Raw genomic sequence first — 19,786 nt, 5'->3', positions numbered from 1 at the left:
TATATATCCATAACCCAAAATGATTGTTAAGAAAATGTTATCATTATGTTAGTATTCCATTAAATACCATCTTATCCAATTCCAAAGACACCCACTTCTATAAATGGGTGTTACCACTTCCAAACTTCGGTGGGGGCAGAGTCTCCCCCACCGAAGCCCCGAAGTTTAGCAAAAGCTAAACGAGTTCACTGGCCCAAAATCATTGTCTACCGCCGGCTCAATTCACGCCCGCAAATGTATCGATCCTTCACTGCCTTAATTTTACCCATCGCCTTGGTAAAATTGAGCCGGAGGTAGAAGTCGAGGAAGGTCCATCTGGACTTAAATAAAGGTATTCTTTCCAGCGCCAGGAGATTGCCGCCTTTTTGAACCCTGCCGAATTTGACGGAAAAAGCAGCTTTGTACCCGGCCTGCAGGACTAATTTTTCAATTTGCGAATCGTAAGCCCCCCCGGGATAGGCGAGATACCTTACCGGTGTATTCAGCCGCCATTCGATTCCCTCGCGGGATTTAACGAGTTGTAAATTGACTTGCGCCACCGGAACTTTGGTAAGGTCCGCATGGCTCAAGGTATGGGAACCGAATTGAAATCCCTGCTGCCGCATTTCCTTAACCTGATCCCAATTCATATACCAGGGATCATGGCCGATTACATCGGTTATGAGAAAAAAAACAGCGGTAAAACCATACTTTTTCAGTATTGGATAGGCATTTGTATAGTTATTGGCGTACCCATCATCAAAAGTAATTAGAACCGGCTTATCCGGAAGTTTTTTACCGGCGCTCAGATAGTCAAGCAACTGATCCGGTGTTATCGCTGTGTAACCCTTGGTATGCAAATAGGCCATTTGGTCCTCAAAATCCTTGATTTCCAAAGCTAGAGGATTATTTACATTATCCTCCACTCCATGATAATTCAGCACGGGAATCCCGGACGACAAATCGTCTGTCTCGCCATAGACATAGAAATAGATACCGATAATACCAAAAGTTACAAGGCCACAGACGATAATCACCCCCAAAAAAGTACGGTTCAAAGTATCAACTCCTCAACAAAGACAAGAAAGCACTATAATACACTATAACAATGGTAGATCTTCTTGCTATTTTCGTCAATATTATCGAGTGCAAAAAGGCCGGGCTATAAGTAAATATAAACTGAAATGGATAATAGGTAATACTTAACACCGGTTTTGTTATTGATAAATCCCCCTAGTTATGATAGCATTCATTCTATACAATGATACAATCCTAACTAGTGGGAGGCAACTATGGGCAATGTCAAGAGTGTAGCTTTTCTTCTGCTGCTTGCAATGTGTACAAGCTTCATAATTCCCGTCCCGGCTTATGCATCACCGTCCGGGGATACCGGCGGCTTTTTGGGTAATCTGTTTGGGCTGTTAAGTAACTTGTTAAATAGTCTGTTTCATATAAATCCAACTTCGCCGGTTAGTTCGACTACGCCAAATCAGGGGCCAACAGGCAGCAAGGATGTCATCGGCTTTTATGCCGAATGGTGGGGAAGCGATACCTCTTCTTATAATGACCTGGTAAAACACACAGACTCGATTGGAACTATCGCCCCGTTTTGGGCTACTCTTCAGGAGGATGGTTCCGTGACTGACCGCGGCGGCAATGATCACGCGTCAGTGGTAAAGTACGCTCATGACCATAAAATTACTGCCTTGCTGCTGGTGAATAACGCTAAAAACAACAACCCGGAAAAAGGAATACATGCCATATTATCCAATCCGTCCTTACGCCGGACAGCCATTGACAACCTTGAAGCCTATATAGAAAAATACGGTCTTGATGGGATTAATGTGGATTTTGAATCGGTTCCGGCCAAAGACCGTGATAATCTGACAGCCTTCATGCGGGAATTATCCGCTCGCTTGAAGCCTCAGGGTTATATTGTCACCATTGACGTTTTTCCTAAGCATAATGAGGAAAATGATGTGGCGGTTGCCTACGATTACCCCCAGCTTGCCCAATATGCGGACAAAATTATCCTTATGACCTACGACTATCATGGCAGTTGGAACGGTCCGGGATCAATAGCGGATATCCGTTCGGTGGAACAGGATTTAAAATACGCACTGACAACCATACCTAAAAACAAGCTTTACCTGGGAATAGCCGGTTACGGCTATGACTGGTCCAGCAAGGGCGTGGAAAGCCTTGAATACGGTGCAATCCAAAACCTGATTGACCGCTTCGGCGTCAATCCCCAATGGGATGACGCATCAAAGTCACCCCACTTTAGTTATACCGGCCCGGATGGAATAAGACACCAAGTGTGGTATGAAAATAGCCAGAGCCTTAAATACAGGCTGGATCTGGTTAATAAATATGATATAGCGGGAATTGCTATCTGGAAGCTGGGTGAGGAAGACCCTGCATACTGGCAGCTAATAAAAGCCAGTCTAAAACCCTAAACATGGGGAGATAACCGCTTCCAAGATGCAGTAGCAAAGGAGCTTTGAATAAAGGCTCCTTTGCTTATTCGGGCAAAACTGCATTCCAAATTTATGCTTCGGTAAATTTCTCATCCCATAAATTCCCGTCGGGCAGCCACATATACATACTGCAAATTTTCAAGCCTATCTGTTATCCTGCAATTATGGTACAATATAATACATAGCAGTATTTTTTTCAGGAGGAGTAGCATGATAAATGAATTTAGATTAGTTAAAGGGCACTTGGAAAATCCCTTTGTAGATTTACTCGAGATGAAAATTGTCGAAGTGGGGGAAGGCAAGGCAACATTGACCATGCCAGTAGCAGCTAATAAGCATACTAACTTATACAATACGGCTCATGGCGGCTCATTGGCCTCCTTGGCTGATACCGTTATGGGGGTGGCCTGTGCAACGACCGGTAAAAAAGTCGTAACCCTGGATATGAACCTGAACTTTATCCGGCCAGCCACTCCCCCGGAAACCCTCAGTGCTTTCGGCCGGGTAATTCATAATGGCAACCATACGCTGGTAGCCGAAACAGATATTGTAGACAGTATGGGCAACCTGATTCTGAAAGCCAGAGCTACCTTTTTTGTAGTAGGTACGTTCTCAGCGGCAAGTGAAGCGATTGAATAGTAAATAAGGTCCGGTGGGTATAATGGTATCAAAACAGCTAACCTCGCTTAAATGGAGGATTTAAATGAAATCCGGCACTTCAATCTACCGCTCTATTGCTTTGGACCTGGCCCAAAGGATTATTAACGGCGAGTTCGCGACCGAGACAAAAATTTCCGGCAGAACCGTACTTGCCAGCCATTATAATGTTTCACCCGAAACCATCCGGAAGGCGATTGCCCTGCTAAAAGTCAAAAATGTAGTTGCGGTCTCCCAAGGGAAAGAAGTAACCGTCATTTCCACCGAGAACGCCTACGGTTTTATTGAACATTATAAAAGCGCAGAATCGGTTTATTCATTGCAGCAAGATGTGGAAATTCTCCTCCGGCAAAAGCGGGAAATTGACGCCAAGTTGGAAAACTTACTGATTGATATCATTAATTACTCCGATAGATTACGAAATCTCTCCCCCTACAATCCGGTTGAAATTGAAGTCCATGAGACCAGTTATATCGCCGGGCGGTCCATAGCCGAAGTAAAACTCTGGCAACATACCGGCGCCACTATCGTAGCTATCCGGCGCGAAACGGAAATTATCATATCGCCGGGACCTGCCGCCAGAATTCTCCCCCATGACCGTATCGTCATCGTCGGCGACAGCGGCGTACTGGAACGCACCATAGATTTTATTAACCACAAAAACTCCTTTTAAAAATTTCTTTTTTATTAATCAGAATACATAACAGACGTCCTGAATACTTATCACGTATCAGGACGTCTTTATATATTATATATTACATCTATTACAAAATTACAAAATGCAGGAGCGGGAGTCAAAGGATTCGTCGTTATAGTGGAGAACCGACCGGTTTACTTTGAAGTAGTTCTTTTCTAACCGGTATACATCTTTCATTTCGAAAAAACCCGTCCTGCCGTGAATGAATTGTGCCGCTTTAAATGCGCCTTCCGCATAGGCCTCGCGGGAAAATGCCGTATGAGCAATCTCAATCTGATCGTACTTGCCGGTAACTAGAATCTTGTGCCGTCCGATAATGTCCCCGGAGCGAATGGAATGAATAGGAATGGGATTGTTTTCACCGCCATTTTCGCCAATCGTTGACGATATTGCCGTGGCAATTTTCTTGGCTGTTCCTGACGGACTGTCCGTCTTGTCTCTATGGTTTTCCTCAATAATCTCAAAATCACATTCCATTTGCAGATGAGCGGCAATCCGGGCCATCATCAAGAGGACATTCACACCATAGGTTATATTCGGAGCCATTACTATGCCGATTTTTCCGTTGCGGGCAACCACCTTAATCCGTTTGGTCTCCATCTCGCTGTAGCCGGTTACGGCGGTAACCACATTTACTTTACACTTTGCCAGTACCGCCAGATTTTGGCTAAGAAAACCGGGCCGGGAAAAGTCGATCAATACATCCGGTTGATATCGCAGTAATTTTTCTTCCAGATCCGCTGTCGATTCTATGGCAATACCGGTAGTTGGTCTATGTAGAATCTCCCCAAGGTCTTTCCCCTCCTTGGGACTGTCTTGGCGGCAAAGGACCATCGCAAGCGCCTGTTCTTTCAATAAATATTCGGCAACAATTTTACCGGTAGTGCCCAATCCAATCAATGCGATTTTCACTGCAATCCCTCCCCACGGTTTTTTATTCCTGCAACTTTATGGTATCATTAAAGTTGTTAGTTAGTCAAGGGCTAGGGTTATCCTTATTCTTCCATTTCAAGCGGCACCAGCATAGCCGCGAAGAAAATCAAATGTATTCATTATTTTCGCAAAAAATCTATTGACCAAAATGACTTTATCTGATATCTTATACATCAATATACCCTGTGTATTAACTTGACAAAGGCGTCAGGGACATACATCCCGGCTCCTTTTTGTCTTTTTCAAACAAAAACTCTCAACTGTCAATGGAATTATTTATCATATTTATACCATACTTATTGAATTAATATACATAATGGAAAATAGAGGGGGATAAAAGCATGAAGAACTGTACTGGTTTCAATCACCTCGCTGAGGGGAAAAACGTATACATTGTTGACACGACACTGCGTGATGGGGAGCAGACTGCAGGTGTGGTATTTGCCAACAACGAAAAGATGTATATTGCCAAACTTCTCGATGAAATCGGTGTGGACCAAATTGAAGCCGGCATCCCGATCATGGGCGGCGACGAAGCCGAAGCCATCAAAACGATTACCAAACTCGGCCTCAAAGCCAGCATCATGGGGTGGAACCGCGCCAGCATTAAAGACCTGGAGGCATCTGTTAACTGCGGTGTCGACGCTGTAGCCATTTCCATCCCCACTTCCGACATTCACATTAAATACAAACTGCAGTCTTCCCGGGAAAAAGTGCTGGAAAGCATGGTAAAAGCCGTTGAATTTGCCGCGAAACACGGGCTATATATATCAGCAAACGCCGAAGATGCATCCCGCAGCGATGAAGTATTTCTCGTAGAATTCGCCACAGCCGCCAAACAGGCCGGCGCCAACCGTCTGCGCTACTGCGACACGGTAGGCATCCTGGACCCGCTGGAAATCCATCAACGCATCAAGTCATTACGGGAAAAGGTCGATATTGACATTGAAATGCACACTCATGACGATTTTGGTATGGCCAGTGCCAACGCCATTGCCGGCTTGCAGGCCGGCGCCCGGTTTATCGGTGTCACGGTCAACGGTTTGGGGGAGCGGGCCGGCAATGCTGCCCTGGAAGAATTCGTCATGGCACTGAAATATGTGCTGAAAAAAGATATTACCTATAATACCTCAAAGCTCAAAGAAACCTGTGAATATGTATCCCACGCCTCCGGCCGGGTGCTGCCTATCTGGAAAGCGGTGGTAGGAGCCAATATGTTTGCCCATGAGTCGGGGATTCATGCCGACGGCGCTTTGAAGAACCCCATTACCTATGAGGTATTTGACCCGATGGAAATCGGACTGGAGCGTCAGATTGTCATCGGCAAGCATTCCGGAACGGCAGCCATTGTTAAGAAATATATGGAATTTGGCTTCGTAATTGACGAGAGCGTGGCAACCCATATCCTGACCAAGGTCCGGACGCTGGCGGTCAATTTGAAACGGCCGCTTTTCGAAAAAGAACTAATGTACTTATATGAAGAGGTCCTGAAAGAGCAGGAGAACCAGAACGCAATCTAGAATATTTAAGAACATTATATATAATGCAGTTGGATGCAGTCTATTTGGAGGGAAAGTATGAATAAAACGCTGGCAGCTAAAATCCTTGACGCGCATCTGGTCAGCGGACGTCTTGTTGCCGGTGAGGAAATCGGCATCCGTATCGACCAGACGCTGACTCAGGACTCGACCGGTACTATGGCTTATCTCCAGTTGGAAGCCATGGAAATTCCCCGGGTCAAAACCAAACTGTCTGTCGCCTTTGTAGACCACAATACCTTGCAGTCCGGGTTTGAAAATGCGGATGACCATTTATACATTCAAACTGTCGCCGCCAAACACGGCATTGTTTTTTCCAAGCCTGGCAACGGCATTTGCCATCAGGTTCAATTGGAAAGATTCAGCCACCCGGGCTGGACACTTCTGGGCTCAGACAGCCATACCCCTACCGGCGGCGGTATCGGCATGCTGGCCATTGGGGCCGGCGGCCTGGATGTGGCGGTAGCCATGGCCGGCGGCGCCTATTACCTGACCATGCCGAAAATCTGTCAGGTGGAACTCACCGGCAAACTGCCGGCCTGGGCCGCTGCCAAGGATATTATTCTTGAAGTTCTAAGACGCCTGACCGTTAAGGGCGGGGTCGGCCGCATTTTTGAATATACCGGTGACGGTCTGGCGGGACTAACCGTTCCCGAACGGGCCACCATCACCAATATGGGCGCCGAACTCGGCGCCACCACCTCCCTCTTTCCCAGCGACGCTACCACCCAGGCCTTTTTGTCCGCCCTGGGGCGCGGGGCCGATTGGCTTCCCTTGACTGCGGATGCTGATGCCGTCTATGACGAAACAGTTACCATCCGTCTGGACGAACTGGAGCCGTTGGTGGCTTTGCCCCACAGCCCGGATAATGTGGTCCCGGTGGCGAGTGTAGCCGGCAGTAAAGTCGATCAGGTGGCGATCGGCAGCTGCACCAATTCCTCGTATCTTGATCTTAGTAAAGTAGCAAAAATTTTGGCAGGAAAACGGGTTCATCCCGAGGTGTCCCTGGTCATTGCGCCCGGTTCCCGCCAGGTACTGGGCATGCTGGCTGACAGCGGCGCCCTCAGTTCCCTGTTGCGTTCCGGTGCCCGCATTCTCGAATGTGCCTGCGGTCCCTGCATCGGTATGGGGCAGGCGCCCAAGTCGGGCGGCGTATCCCTCCGGACCTTCAACCGCAACTTTGCCGGCCGGAGTGGAACCCCTGATGCCAAGGTCTACTTGTGCAGTCCGGAAGTGGCTGCTGTCAGCGCTCTGACCGGCAAGCTCTCCGACCCGCGGGATTATGGCCATCCCCCGGTTATCGACCTAAACACCCCGTTTGTCGGTGACGACAACTTACTGGTTTTCCCACCCGAACAGGGCCAAACGGTAGAAGTGGTGCGGGGACCGAATATTAAGCCTTTTCCTGTCGCCAAACAGCCGCCGGTGACCCTCACCGGCGCCGTATTGCTTAAAGTGGGCGACAATATAACCACTGACCATATCATGCCGTCTCACGCCCATTTGCTTCCTTACCGTTCCAACATACCCCATCTGGCCAAATACTGCTTTAGCGGCGTTGACGCCGATTTTCCGGCCCGGGCCTTAGCCCAGGGCGGCGGCCTTATTGTGGCCGGCGCCAACTATGGACAAGGCTCCAGTCGTGAACACGCCGCCCTGGCGCCGTTATATCTTGGCGTTAAAGGGGTAATCGCCCAATCATTCGCCCGGATTCACCGGGCCAACCTGATTAATTTCGGTATCTTGCCGCTCATTTTTGCCAACCCCGGCGACTATGACAAATTGGCTCAAAGTGATGTCCTGACCATTGATGCTCTTCATACTCAGGTGCAGAAGGGCGAACTCATCACTGCCGCGAATACCGCCTCCGGTCAGGAAATACCCCTGCGCCTTGTCGCTACTTCCCGGGAGAAGGAGATTATCCTGGCGGGCGGGCTCCTTAATTTTACCAGACAGACAGGCGGATTCCGGTTTTCATAAGATAACGGTTACGTGAAAAAAGACCTGCAGCCACAGAGAATTAACTGGCTGACAGGTCTTTCTTCGTTACAAAGCGTACTATTGGCGGGAGCGGCTTTGCAAGAAAACGGACTAATTTGCGTCTTTCTTTATTCTAACTCACCGGGGTGTATTTAGGGAGCGACAGTATCCCCTAATTCAGTATTTTCAAGGGAAATTAGATTATCACCGTCAAATGTGAGCGCTTTAGTCGTATAATTCCAAACGGACTTACCCGGCCCATAATTGTTCTCGTCAATGGAAGCCGGGCGACCCCAACTGAGCCGGACTTGTTCCTTGGTCATACCCACCTCCACAGTACCGGTTTCAATTTTTTCCCATAACGCTTCCGGCCAGCCAAATGTGACACGTGGATTTTCCATAAATAACACGTCTTGCCACGGCGGGCTATTTTGCCAGGTACTAAGCGGCTGATTCGTGTAACTATAAGCAAGGGGCAGCGTTGCCTTTTGCCCATTTACCATAACAATTAACCATATAGGGTCCTGAGATTGAATACCTGCCCAAACATCAATTACTTGAGCCGCGCTGCCGATTTTAGTTGTTACCGCCGCCGGCGCCGCGCCGGAACTTAGGTCGTAAACTCCCGGCAATACCCTATTCTTAAGATAAATAGTTTTACCCAGGAATTGCTGCCGGGCTTTTGTCATATCTGCTTCTAATACCAAACCATCCAATTTCCCCCGCATGGTACGCCCGACCAGTTTTTCTCCCGTATTATTCTCAGACAAGTAAACAATGTATTCATTATTATCACCGGCGGGATAGGTGACTACATCGGTAACGGTAACTTGCTTCCCAACATGTTGAGCATAGGGGATGCGAACGGAGCGATCTCCCTGAAAGCCTTGCTCTGCCTGGTCTTTATTAAAAATCTCATACCCTTCGGATCGTTTATCGGCTGGTAAATCAAGAAACAAGAAGGTGTGCCCCACCCATTGTTCAGGTGTCAAATTAGGGGAAGATGCTTCCTCCGCCCGCGCAGGGCCTGTAATTCCTAACAATAGCACTAGCAGCACACTCACCATTAGTATAATACGTAAACTCTTTTGCTTCATTAGATCCTCCTTTTGTTTGGCTTAGCTCACTTGGACGGCATTGAATGACTTTGTTAAAAATTTAATTAGCAGCTTAGCAGGAGCTATGCTATGCCAAACGAAATAATGATTTTGTAACCTTGCGCTACCCTTATTATACACATTTTTTTACTTACCCGCTATAAGCGGGGTGTGCATGTAAATTATATCCAGGTATTAGGAACGCTTCGACGCTAACGCTTAACCTCAACTTATCCTAATACCCGGATGGCAATTCTTTAATGCGGCATATATAGTCTTGACAGATGTTTATCCATAGTGATATATTTGAAACAAATCTAACTTTAGTTAAAATAGTTAAAATCAATGACCAGGAAGAGTAAATATGGCAAGAGAACTACAGCGAGCCAATGGCAGTGGGAGTTTGGCGTTGCTCGGCATATTGAATGGGCCTGAGAGATACAGTCCGAGCCGGATAATCCGGGGTAGGCGCTGTCCGGGTTTCTTCCCCCGTTAGCAGGAAGCGGGTATCGGACAATGTTTTCTTATTCATTGCCCCGTACTTAGTAAGCCGGACCGGGTATTCCGGTCAATTAGGGTGGCACCGCGGGTTAACCCCTCGTCCCTAGACATAGGAACGAGGGGTTATTGTTTTTATTTATTATTTTTTATTTTTATGGAGGGATCGAATATGGAAAATCGTAATGGTGATATTCTGCCTACGAAGATTGAAGCCAAAGGCGGGCGTTACCGGTGGGCGACAGTTACCGCCATGCTGCTGGCCATCGGGGCTATTTTGCGCTTGGTAAGCCCAAGTATAGCAGGCATATCGCCCAACTGGCTCATTGCCATGTATTGTCTGGCCATCGTGCTTTACAAACCCGGCAAGCTGCGGGCGGCGGGAATCGGCCTGGTGGCCGGGGCTCTTTGTCTGGCCACATCCAAGTCCATTTTTCCCTATGGCAATTTAATCAGCGAAGTGCTCGGCGCGCTGGCCTGTTCAGTGTTGGCGACCCTGCCGTTAAAGCTGGAGTTTGGTTCGGTTAATATCCGCCCGGCTGTATGCGGGCTGGCGGGAACACTGGTTAGCGGCTTTACCTTCGTCACAGTAGCGAAACTGGCACTGAATTTACCCATGAACATCTATCTTTACGGTATGCTGCCTGTTGTGTTGACTGTAGCCGCAGTAAATACCATTATCACCCAAGTGCTGTACTATCCGGTTAATAGGCTGCTGTCAGGAGCTTTGGCCGCAAACCGCCAGGATGTTGCGAAAATTAAGGAGGTTGGCAAATAATGTGGAACCCGGAAGTTGAAACCATGAGCCGCCCGGCAGTGGAGGAGTTGCAGCGCCGGCGTCTGCAGGATGTTGTTTCCCGGGCCTATGATAATGTTGCTTTTTACCGCCGGCGAATGGAGGCCAAAGGCGTAACTCCCCGGGACATCCGGTCCCCGGCTGATCTAAGTAAACTGCCTTTTACCACCAAACAGGATATGCGCAATACTTATCCTTACGGCTTATTGGCCGTTCCCGTAAAAAATATTCGCCGCTTCCATTCTTCCAGCGGCACAACCGGCAAGCCGACAGCGGTAGCTTACACAGATAGCGATTTGGCAGTGTGGGCGGAAGTGCTGGCACGGACATTGTCGGCCGGTGGCCTGAAGCGGGGCTCGGTCTTTCAAGTAGCCGTGAATTACGGTCTGTTTACCGGCGGTCTGGGTATGCATTACGCGGCGGAAAAGGTGGGAGCTTCGGTAATTCCGGCCTCTTCCGGCAATACCGCCCGCCAGATTATGCTGATGCAGGATTTTGGCACCACCGCCATGGTATCAACCCCGTCTTATGCCCTGCATCTGGCCGAAGCTATGGAGACAATGGGGGTAAGGCCCCAGGACCTGGCTCTTTCCTCTATTTTTTGCGGCGCAGAAGCCTGGTCGGACGGCATGCGGCGCGAAATTGAAGCCAGCTTTGGCGTCAAGGCTTATGACGTATATGGGTTAAGTGAAATTATCGGACCGGGGGTATCCTGCGATTGCCATGTTCAGGATGGGCTTCATATTCAGGAAGATCATTTTTACCCGGAAGTCATAGACCCCGAAACGGGAGAGATCCTGCCGGACGGAGAAATCGGCGAACTGGTGCTGACAACCCTGACCAAAGAGGGAATGCCCATGCTCCGCTACCGCACCCGGGACCTGACGGCGCTGGATCGTACTCCCTGTCCTTGCGGGCGTACCCAGATCCGCATGAAACGGGTGGTTGGCCGGAGTGACGACATGTTGATCATCCGGGGTGTCAACATTTTCCCATCCCAGGTGGAAAGCGTTCTCCTCGGTATGGGTACAACCGCTCCCCATTATCAGCTTATTGTGGACCGGGAAGGAAATCTGGATACCTTGACAGTAATGGTCGAAATGACCGGCGACCTGGCCGGCAGCCTTAACGGCAGCGCTGACAAACTGGAGAAAAAAATCCAGGGCGAACTGAAGTCCGTCCTGGGTTTGAAAGCAGTCGTCCGGCTGGTGGAACCCCGTACAATCGCCCGCAGTGAGGGCAAGGCCAAACGGGTCATAGATAAGCGGGTGATTTGATTTTTTCACCGTTACTATAACTTCCGCAACACAATATCATCCAGGGTAAAGCTATGCTCAGGGCCGGGAAAAACACGTTCGTTAACGTCCTTTTTATAGGCCGTGACAGCAGCGGCAATATGCTCATGCAAGTTTGCATATTGTTTTACAAATTTAGGCGTATTACCGGGATTTATGCCCAATAGATCATTTATTACCAGTACTTGCCCGTCACAGTACGGTCCGGCCCCAATCCCGATTGTGGGAATACCCGCCGACTCGGTTATTATCCGGGCCAGAGGCGAGGGAACACATTCCAGAACCAACGCAAACACGCCACCGGTTTCTAACGCCTTGGCATCTTCCAGAAGTTTTTTCGCCGCTTGTTCACTTTTCCCCTGAACCTTATACCCCCCCAGTTGGTGAACCGATTGAGGCGTAAGCCCAAGATGGCCCATCACGGGAATACCCGCTTGAACCAGGCTTTTAATAGCCGCAACCATTTCCTGGCCCCCTTCAATCTTGACAGCCTGGGCTGCCGTTTCTTTCAGAAACCGCCCCGCATTACGCAAAGCTTCCGCCGCTGACACCTGGTAGGACATAAAGGGCATGTCCGCAACTATCATCGCCCTTTTCGCCCCCCGGCTGACAGCCTTGACATGATGTATCATCTCATCCATCGTTACCGGCAAGGTAGATTCGTAGCCAAGCACTACATTTCCTAAAGAATCGCCGACTAACAGCATATCAATGCCTGCTCCGTCGATAATTTTGGCCATAGTGTAATCATAAGCCGTAAGCATGGTAATGGGCATTTGTTTATCTTTCTTCTGTTTGATTGTTGAAGTCGTTATGCGTTGCTGCTCCATCAATAACACCTCTGTCCTATTTTATTCCGGGAGTTAACCAACTCAACCAGCATCCCCATGTTGTTCGCTGCTTCTGCATTCTCTTATTCTGTTTTTCTCATCAACCATTACCACAATCGGCTGCCAGCTCGCCGCTTCTTCCGGGCTGGCCAAGGCGTAAGTAATAATAATAACGTTGTCCCCGGCCTGAACCAGTCTGGCGGCAGCTCCATTCAAACAAATGACGCCGGAATTTTCTTCCCCCCCGATGACGTAGGTCTCCAGGCGAGCACCATTATTGTTATTTACCACCTGGACCTTTTCTCCCGGGAAAATTCGGGCTGCCCTCATCAAGGCGCTGTCAATCGTAATGCTCCCCATATAATTCAGATTGGCTTCGGTAACGGTGGCGCGGTGAATTTTTGATTTCATCATCGTAAGCAGCATCTTTATCCTCTTTCCCCGGGTTTTAAAATAATATTATCAATCAGTCTTGTCGCGCCGAACTTGGCTGCTACCGCCAGCAATGCTTCCTGATTTAACCCGGCCATTTCTTCCAATTGGGGAAAAGAGTGGATTTCCACGTAATCAATGGTTGCCATAGGCTCCGATTTTATGGACCGGACTACCGCGGCAACAATATTTTGTACGCTTTGCTCGCCCTGGCTCACCAGCTGCTGCGCTGCACACAAGCTCTTATACAGAATCGGCGCGGACTTACGCTCGGCGGCAGTCAGGTATGAGTTACGGGAACTTTTCGCCACCCCGTCCGGTTCCCGTACAATAGGGACCATGACAATCTCAACCGGCATGTTCAAATCCTGTGCCATTCTGGTTAGCACGACTACCTGCTGGGCGTCTTTTTGGCCAAAGAATGCCTTGTCCGGTTGAACAATATTAAATAGTTTGGCAACCACCGTGGTTACCCCCCGAAAGTGGTTGGGACGGGATTTACCGCAAAGCTTATCAGTTATCCCCGCTACTGTCACCCAGGTTCCCCAACCGTTGGGATACATTTCTTTAACGCTTGGACGAAATACGACATCAACCCCGACGGCAGAACATGCTTCCAAATCCTCCGGCCAGGTACGCGGGTAAGCGTCATAATCTTCGTTGGGACCAAACTGGGTTGGATTGACGAATATGCTGGCAACTACCACATCGCTGCATTTTTTGGCTTCCTGCATCAATGTCAGATGTCCTTCATGCAGCGCCCCCATTGTGGGAATAAACCCGATTGTTTTTCCCTGTTTTCTGGCCTGGGTTATGAAGGCACGCATTTCGGCAACTTTTTCAATCACCGTTATCACTGTTGTTCCCCTCCAAAATCCTAATGTAAAAGCCGGCATAAAACAAACTCACCCTTCTTGTCCGCATGCAGAATAGACAAGAAGGGTGTTTCTCTCTTCCTCACTGCCTCCGTCTAAGTCCGTATCGGATCCAAGCGGCACTTAACTGTTCATTTCGGCTACAAGAATTACCCATGAAGCACGGTATCACGGTATGACCTCGAAGGTATCATCCATTTTCCGGGCAAATCACCAACAACAATATTATAATACTATAAAATATTAATATGGACAATAAGAAAGACAAAAAGAGGCAGTTTCTTTATTTTCTAGCCTCATATGCCTATGTGCCTCTCACTGGCCCTGGTTGCCTCTTCCCTTGCTATTTTCGGGATATTACGGAGCAATTGCACATATATTGTGATAAAAACTGGTTAGGGGGGGCAACAGAGTGGCCAGATTCTGGAGGATTATAATTAAGCCCCGAAGTTATTTCGCCATTGTATCGTTACTTATAATTACCTTGTTTATCGGTATTTTGAGCCTCGACTACTGGGATGAACTGGAGCTAGCGGCTATTCCCGATCAACCGTCAGCCGCCCCTACGGGCAGTATATCCATTGTTATTAAGATTCCAGCCCGAATTTTGGAACTGCACAGTGACGGGAAACTATACAAAAAGTATCGTATCGCGGTCGGCAAAAGCAGCACTCCTACGCCCATCGGCGATTGGACGGTGATTTGGAAATCCTACAGATCAGGAGATATCATGGGTACCCGCATCCTGGCCCTGAATATCCCCTGGGGCGGAGGCGGCTACGGCATCCATGGGACTAGTCAGCCGTGGAGCATAGGCCAGTTTATCAGCCATGGCTGCATTCGCTTGCGCAACAAAGATATCGAAGAACTCTATGAATGGGTGCCGGTGGGGACGCCGGTGCGTATCGAAGACCAGAGAGCTTATATCCGGCGGGCTCTCAAGTATGGGATTACAGGCGCGGATGTGGTCCAACTGCAAAGAAAATTAAGAGATTTAGGCTATTTGGAAAGTGGCGCCGACGGTTTCTTTAGTCGGGAAACGGAAACGGCACTAAAACGATTCCAGCATGATAAGGGGCTTAATCCTACCGGTATCGCCGACCGGAAAACCCTGGACCTTTTGGGACTTTAGGTGATATTATCCCTAACCCAAACCATACTTCCATACTTGTAATATTTTACTAGCGCAAATAATTATGTTATAATAACAAACGTAATCCGATATTCGATAATGGATAGGGAGGCATATCATGAATGAAGTATTGAAATTTCTTCAAGACTGTGGAGTATTCTATGTTGCTACTGTTGATGGCAACCTGCCAAAAGTTCGTCCATTCGGCTTCATAATGGAGCATGAAGGCAAGCTTTGCTTTTCAACCAGCAACCAAAAACCAGTTTATGCACAGCTAATGACCAATCCAAATATTGAAATTTCCGCGACAACGAAAGACGGGAGATGGGTGCGTCTAAGCGGTAAAGCCGTATTCTGCACTACAAAAGAAGCCAAAGCTAAGGCACTGGAGCTTGTACCGATGCTAAAGGGCATGTATTCTGTAGAAGATACGATTTTTGAAATTTTCTATCTTGAGAATGCCGTTGCAAACTTTTTCTCAATGAGTGGCGAACATAAGACTATTAATCTTTAGTATCTAATATCTAATATCAAATGTAAAAATTGTAAAAATAATTTCCAAATCCAATAGACGCACGTTTGGGTAAAGAATCAACAACCTCCCTTGGGTTGTTGATTCTTTAATTATATGTCACCGTTTCCTTTGCTGAAACAATATACTTCGCCCCATATTTCTCGCCGTAACCATATAAATCCACTGAATAGGGCGACAATTACTTAGTTATCTTAAAAGCACCTTATTATGTAGATTGGAATACAATATATTAAGAATAAAGTAACCAAGAACAAATAGAGGTGAATCAAATGCCTTACATTCAGGTAGAAGAAGGGGTCAGGATTTTTGTAGAAGACTTAAACCTCTGCTCGGAACAGACCGTTCTTTTCATCCATGGTTGGCCAGCAAACCATAAGATGTTTGAATATCAATTCAATCAGCTTCCCAAGTGTGATATTAGATGTATTGGTATGGATATAAGAGGCTTTGGCAAGTCTGATAAACCATGGCACGGGTACTGCTACAACACGCTGGCGGACGATGTACGCTGCGTTATTGAAGCCTTTGGTCTTGAAAACATAACCCTTCTCGGGTTTTCAGTGGGAGGAGCAATCGCCACGAGATATATGGCCCGTCACTCAGGGTACGGCGTCGCAAAGCTCGCCCTTGCATCATCTGCAACCCCCCTGTTTACCCGGCGCCAAGACTATCCTTTTGCAATTCCCGTTGCAGAGGTCAACAAACTTATAAGTCAAACCTATACGGATCGCCCCAAAATGATAAGTGATTTCGGTGATACATTTTTTGCCAGCAGCCTTAGCTGCGAATTTAAAAATTGGTTCAACGGACTCGGGCTGGAAGCATCCGGTCACGCAACTGCCAGTTTGGCAATTTCCCTTCGTGATGAGGATTTAAGGCGCGATGCACGGCAGATACGCATTCCGACAGCTATATTTCACGGTGTTCATGACCAAATAGTCCCGTTCCCAAGCGCTGAGGAAACGCATCGCTACATTAGAAATTCTATATTAATTCCCTTTGAATTCAGCGGACATGGCCTGGTCATCGATGAGCGGGATAAATTTAACTATTGCCTTGCCGAGTTTGTGAACACCTAAAAAAAACGCGCTGGACAGGGATGTTGTATGTGCGTCCCTCCCTTGCGCGTTTCGTACCGTTTGCAATAGATTCTAAGGTGCGAAAGCTTTGCCAAGTCGTCCCCCCCGAGCCAAACTAGCGGATTTACGTGCCATAAGCTCTTATTTTTGAGCGGTTTTATTACGTTAGGTCTGAACACAGAAAAGCCGTCCAGGGCCGGACGGCTTTAAGAAGTTATATAGGTTTTCTTGGAATCGAGCTGGAAAATATCTAAATTTTACTCAATACTTACGAAAAAATTTATATTACCAAAAGGAATCCTGAATCTCCACCCTGCCGAAGAGTTGAAGCCGTCAGGAAAAAAGAATCATCGTCAGAACCGATCATGACAAAGGACCCGTCTTGCCAGAATCCTATACTGACTAACTCATCTGAATTATTATAGAACACGGCTGCATCCGGTATATATTGTCCGCGATACCAAAAATTATAACCGCTTTCACTATACCAGCCGTAAGGGTTTATTACTGGGAATCTTTCTTCCACAAGGCAATAATGAACCCGTTCTACCGGGTAATAATTAGGAACCGGGTAAAAGTCGGCTACCGGATAATAATCGGCTGCTGGATAATAGTTAGCTGCCGGATAATAGCTAGCTGCCGGATAATAGCTAGCTGCCGGATAATAGTTAGCTGCCGGATGATAGTTAGCTACCGGGTGATAGTTAGCTACTGCCGGGAAAAAAGCTACCGGGTGATAATTGGCCGCCGGACGTTGATGCCGTACATAAGGGATACCTGGTTGATAATCTATCCGGGCGTTCTCCCGCCGGTTCACCGGCTCTATCCTCTTACCGGGGAAATAACCAGGTTTGGGTTGCGGGGCTTCATATCTTGCCCCTTCGCGTTTATACTCAGGGCCGGAATATGCGCGTTGGGAATCTTTGTTCCTTATAATTTCACGCTGTGAGTTTACTTGTCTTGGCATTTCACGCTGCGAATCTTCTCGACTTAATCTTTCGCGCTGAGAATCTCCGCGTTTGAAATTATCGCGCTGCGAATTTTGCTGCTTATCCCGCTGCGAATTTTGCTGCTTGAAATTATCCCGCTGAGAATCTTGATGTATTTGCCTCTCAAACTGCGGATTCGCAGTGGCTACTGTCGAAGACAAGCTCGCCATCACTAACGCAAGAACAGATAATAATAATACCTTCTTCATTTATCTGCCTCCTAATTATAATGTGTTTAATAAATAATAATGTAGAATACGTCCCCTCTTATTATTGTTATTATATTCCACAAGCAATACTAAATCCCTTCCATATATAGGGCTTGATTTTAAAAAAATCTATTATTTACAATAATTGTAATTTATAATATTTTCCATATATTTTCATATACAATCGCTCATATAGTATATGAACTATTTCAATTAAATACTACTTTAAAATCACCCCCGCCGTCGACCCTCTCAGCCCCTTGTCTCTGCCTCTTGCCCTAGAATTCTATGGGCGAATTTCTTTGCCGCGGTAATTGCTGCTGCGCTAGTAAAATCGGATATTCCATTAATATCACGAAGAGAAAAATGACCTTTAAAAAGTAGATGGGCATATTCAGCTAATCGTTTAAGCGCAGTTTCCATTAAATCTGAGCCTTCTGATATTTCAGCTCCACAAGTTGTTAGCAAAGCAATTCCCTTTCCCTCTAAAAGCAATGGTTTCTCCGTTCGGCCTGAATATTTTTTTGAGCAGGAAAAGAGTCTATCCAGCACTGCTTTCATACCTGGAGTACAAAACCATGTAAAAATCGGTGTAGCAAATACCAAACAATCTGCAGATAATACTGAGGCATATATTTCTTTCATATCGTCTTCTATGATACAACCCGGACTGTCCAAAACACGTTGACAAGAGAAACATTCAATACACTCTTTTAGATTTTTGTTAAATAATGGTATGTAATCAACAGTTGCACCTAACAAACTTAATTCGTTTATGAACGGTTTTAATAAAGCAGCGGTGTTGCCTTCTAGCCGCGGGCTTCCCATCAATATACAAATTTTCACAAGCAATAATCCCCTTTGTCATCTGAATTTTTATTCCCATTATTTTCTCTGCTTGAATATAAATCCCTCTATAAGCGGCAAAACTCTAAATAAATGTTCAATAACGATTACTAAACTGAGGCAACTTGATATTCAAATAAAAAATTGGAACACTACCCGCTTCTGAAATTATTTTTTTGACTAAATAGTCTAGAAAAGATAAAATAGGTATCAGAAAGGAGGTATTAAAGTGCATGGGCAGGAGCAAGGAATTCGATACAACGCTTGTGCTGCACAAGGCTATGGAGGTATTTGGCCACTATGGTTATGAAGGTACTTCGCTGCAAAATTTACTCGATGGGTTAGGTATAGCCCGCCAAAGCCTATATGATACGTATGGAACCAAAAGAGAGCTCTTTATTTCGGCAGTGAAATATTATATGAATGAGAAAACCGATGCCGTCATTTCCTGTCTGGAACGCACTGGTTCAGTGAAGGAAGCCATTGCCGATATCATTCATCAGATTGCAGCCGTTCTGAAGGATGAACTGCGCCAGAAGGAATGCTTTATTTTGTACAGTGCCATTGATCAAGTCCCTCACGATCCGGACATCGCAGCGTTTTTCAAACAAGATATGGCGCGTTTGGAGCAAGCTTTTTATAAAGCATTGGTGCGCGCCCAAAAACAGGGTGAAATCAGTGACCGTCAGGATCCCCTTGCCCTTGCCCGATTTTTGAATCATGCGCGGTATTCGTTAACCCAGACTGCTAAATTAACCTCGAATCCGGAAGTTTTGGACGATATTGCAGTTGTCATACTCTCTACGCTTGACTATTAAGGGAGCGGTATAGACGCTTCATTTATTTTTAAAATTATTAGATCGTTCGGTCTAGAAAATCATTTGGTAACAAGCATAATACAGCCGGTAC

19 protein-coding genes and 1 other annotated feature are annotated in these 19,786 nt (G+C 46.9%); of the genes, 11 read left to right on the top strand and 8 right to left on the bottom strand.

Features of this window, described 5'->3' with window-relative positions; all coding sequences use genetic code 11:
* Positions 1-206 precede the first annotated feature (206 nt).
* On the bottom strand, positions 207-1,037 hold the full coding sequence (locus MAMMFC1_RS13030) for a polysaccharide deacetylase family protein (protein ID WP_126308918.1): 831 nt from the start codon (positions 1,035-1,037) through the stop codon (positions 207-209).
* Between the two features lie 234 nt (positions 1,038-1,271).
* On the opposite strand from MAMMFC1_RS13030, the gene MAMMFC1_RS13025 reads away from it, so the two are divergent.
* The 3 genes from MAMMFC1_RS13025 (at position 1,272) to MAMMFC1_RS13015 (ending at position 3,789) form a co-directional block, all read left to right on the top strand.
* The gene (locus tag MAMMFC1_RS13025) at positions 1,272-2,438 is read left to right on the top strand and encodes a glycosyl hydrolase family 18 protein (protein ID WP_126308917.1); all 1,167 of its coding nucleotides are present in this window, start codon (positions 1,272-1,274) and stop codon (positions 2,436-2,438) included.
* A 231-nt stretch (positions 2,439-2,669) separates the two neighbouring features.
* Positions 2,670-3,098, top strand: a complete 429-nt coding sequence (locus MAMMFC1_RS13020; protein ID WP_126308916.1) for a PaaI family thioesterase — start codon at positions 2,670-2,672, stop codon at positions 3,096-3,098.
* A 64-nt stretch (positions 3,099-3,162) separates the two neighbouring features.
* Positions 3,163-3,789, top strand: a complete 627-nt coding sequence (locus MAMMFC1_RS13015) for a TrkA C-terminal domain-containing protein (protein ID WP_174234376.1) — start codon at positions 3,163-3,165, stop codon at positions 3,787-3,789.
* 99 nt (positions 3,790-3,888) lie between these two features.
* Here MAMMFC1_RS13015 and dapB read toward each other — a convergent pair whose 3' ends face one another.
* Positions 3,889-4,725, bottom strand: a complete 837-nt coding sequence (gene dapB / locus MAMMFC1_RS13010; RefSeq protein ID WP_158618764.1) for a 4-hydroxy-tetrahydrodipicolinate reductase — start codon at positions 4,723-4,725, stop codon at positions 3,889-3,891.
* A gap of 362 nt (positions 4,726-5,087) precedes the next feature.
* On the opposite strand from dapB, the gene nifV reads away from it, so the two are divergent.
* Positions 5,088-6,266, top strand: coding sequence for a homocitrate synthase (gene nifV / locus MAMMFC1_RS13005; RefSeq protein WP_126308914.1), 1,179 nt, complete (start codon positions 5,088-5,090; stop codon positions 6,264-6,266).
* Positions 6,267-6,323: 57 nt separating this feature from the next.
* On the top strand, positions 6,324-8,264 hold the full coding sequence (locus MAMMFC1_RS13000; RefSeq protein WP_126308913.1) for an aconitate hydratase: 1,941 nt from the start codon (positions 6,324-6,326) through the stop codon (positions 8,262-8,264).
* Positions 8,265-8,416: 152 nt separating this feature from the next.
* Here MAMMFC1_RS13000 and MAMMFC1_RS12995 read toward each other — a convergent pair whose 3' ends face one another.
* Positions 8,417-9,361, bottom strand: coding sequence for a hypothetical protein (locus tag MAMMFC1_RS12995; protein WP_126308912.1), 945 nt, complete (start codon positions 9,359-9,361; stop codon positions 8,417-8,419).
* A gap of 336 nt (positions 9,362-9,697) precedes the next feature.
* Positions 9,698-9,970: a binding site (T-box leader), on the top strand.
* Between the two features lie 61 nt (positions 9,971-10,031).
* Here MAMMFC1_RS12995 and MAMMFC1_RS12990 point away from each other — a divergent pair.
* Both MAMMFC1_RS12990 and MAMMFC1_RS12985 read left to right on the top strand, forming a co-directional pair.
* On the top strand, positions 10,032-10,637 hold the full coding sequence (locus MAMMFC1_RS12990) for a tryptophan transporter (protein WP_126308911.1): 606 nt from the start codon (positions 10,032-10,034) through the stop codon (positions 10,635-10,637).
* A complete protein-coding gene (locus MAMMFC1_RS12985) occupies positions 10,637-11,932 on the top strand; it encodes a phenylacetate--CoA ligase family protein (protein ID WP_126308910.1) in 1,296 nt (431 codons plus the stop codon). The genes MAMMFC1_RS12990 and MAMMFC1_RS12985 overlap by 1 nt, the downstream gene beginning before the upstream one ends.
* A gap of 14 nt (positions 11,933-11,946) precedes the next feature.
* Here the strand turns inward: MAMMFC1_RS12985 and panB are convergent, their stop codons facing one another.
* The 3 genes from panB to panC are packed head-to-tail and all read right to left on the bottom strand — an operon-like array spanning position 11,947 to position 14,066.
* On the bottom strand, positions 11,947-12,783 hold the full coding sequence (gene panB / locus MAMMFC1_RS12980) for a 3-methyl-2-oxobutanoate hydroxymethyltransferase (RefSeq protein ID WP_126308909.1): 837 nt from the start codon (positions 12,781-12,783) through the stop codon (positions 11,947-11,949).
* A gap of 39 nt (positions 12,784-12,822) precedes the next feature.
* Positions 12,823-13,206, bottom strand: coding sequence for an aspartate 1-decarboxylase (panD, locus tag MAMMFC1_RS12975; RefSeq protein WP_126308908.1), 384 nt, complete (start codon positions 13,204-13,206; stop codon positions 12,823-12,825).
* Between the two features lie 2 nt (positions 13,207-13,208).
* Positions 13,209-14,066, bottom strand: a complete 858-nt coding sequence (gene panC, locus MAMMFC1_RS12970; protein WP_174234404.1) for a pantoate--beta-alanine ligase — start codon at positions 14,064-14,066, stop codon at positions 13,209-13,211.
* Between the two features lie 433 nt (positions 14,067-14,499).
* On the opposite strand from panC, the gene MAMMFC1_RS12965 reads away from it, so the two are divergent.
* The 3 genes from MAMMFC1_RS12965 (at position 14,500) to MAMMFC1_RS12955 (ending at position 16,833) form a co-directional block, all read left to right on the top strand.
* Entirely contained in the window at positions 14,500-15,219 is a 720-nt protein-coding gene (locus MAMMFC1_RS12965) for a L,D-transpeptidase family protein (protein ID WP_126308906.1), read from the top strand.
* Positions 15,220-15,337: 118 nt separating this feature from the next.
* Positions 15,338-15,733 carry a pyridoxamine 5'-phosphate oxidase family protein gene (locus MAMMFC1_RS12960; RefSeq protein WP_126308905.1) on the top strand — a complete coding sequence of 132 codons (396 nt, stop codon included), beginning with the start codon at positions 15,338-15,340 and terminating at the stop codon, positions 15,731-15,733.
* A 290-nt stretch (positions 15,734-16,023) separates the two neighbouring features.
* Complete coding sequence (locus MAMMFC1_RS12955) at positions 16,024-16,833, top strand: alpha/beta fold hydrolase (protein WP_126308904.1); 810 nt, start codon at positions 16,024-16,026, stop codon at positions 16,831-16,833.
* Positions 16,834-17,113: 280 nt separating this feature from the next.
* Here the strand turns inward: MAMMFC1_RS12955 and MAMMFC1_RS12950 are convergent, their stop codons facing one another.
* Both MAMMFC1_RS12950 and MAMMFC1_RS12945 read right to left on the bottom strand, forming a co-directional pair.
* Positions 17,114-18,031, bottom strand: coding sequence for a hypothetical protein (locus MAMMFC1_RS12950; protein WP_126308903.1), 918 nt, complete (start codon positions 18,029-18,031; stop codon positions 17,114-17,116).
* A 252-nt stretch (positions 18,032-18,283) separates the two neighbouring features.
* Positions 18,284-18,877: a flavodoxin family protein gene (locus MAMMFC1_RS12945; protein WP_126308902.1), complete on the bottom strand. Its 594-nt coding sequence runs from the start codon at positions 18,875-18,877 to the stop codon at positions 18,284-18,286.
* 233 nt (positions 18,878-19,110) lie between these two features.
* Here MAMMFC1_RS12945 and MAMMFC1_RS12940 point away from each other — a divergent pair, with 233 nt between their 5' ends.
* Positions 19,111-19,695, top strand: coding sequence for a TetR/AcrR family transcriptional regulator (locus MAMMFC1_RS12940; protein ID WP_126308901.1), 585 nt, complete (start codon positions 19,111-19,113; stop codon positions 19,693-19,695).
* Positions 19,696-19,786 lie beyond the last annotated feature (91 nt).

The organism is Methylomusa anaerophila (genome assembly GCF_003966895.1).
Lineage (GTDB): Bacteria > Bacillota > Negativicutes > Sporomusales > Sporomusaceae > Methylomusa > Methylomusa anaerophila.
The sequence above is the reverse complement of the archived record's forward strand: the minus strand, read 5'-3'. Positions and strand labels throughout refer to the sequence as shown.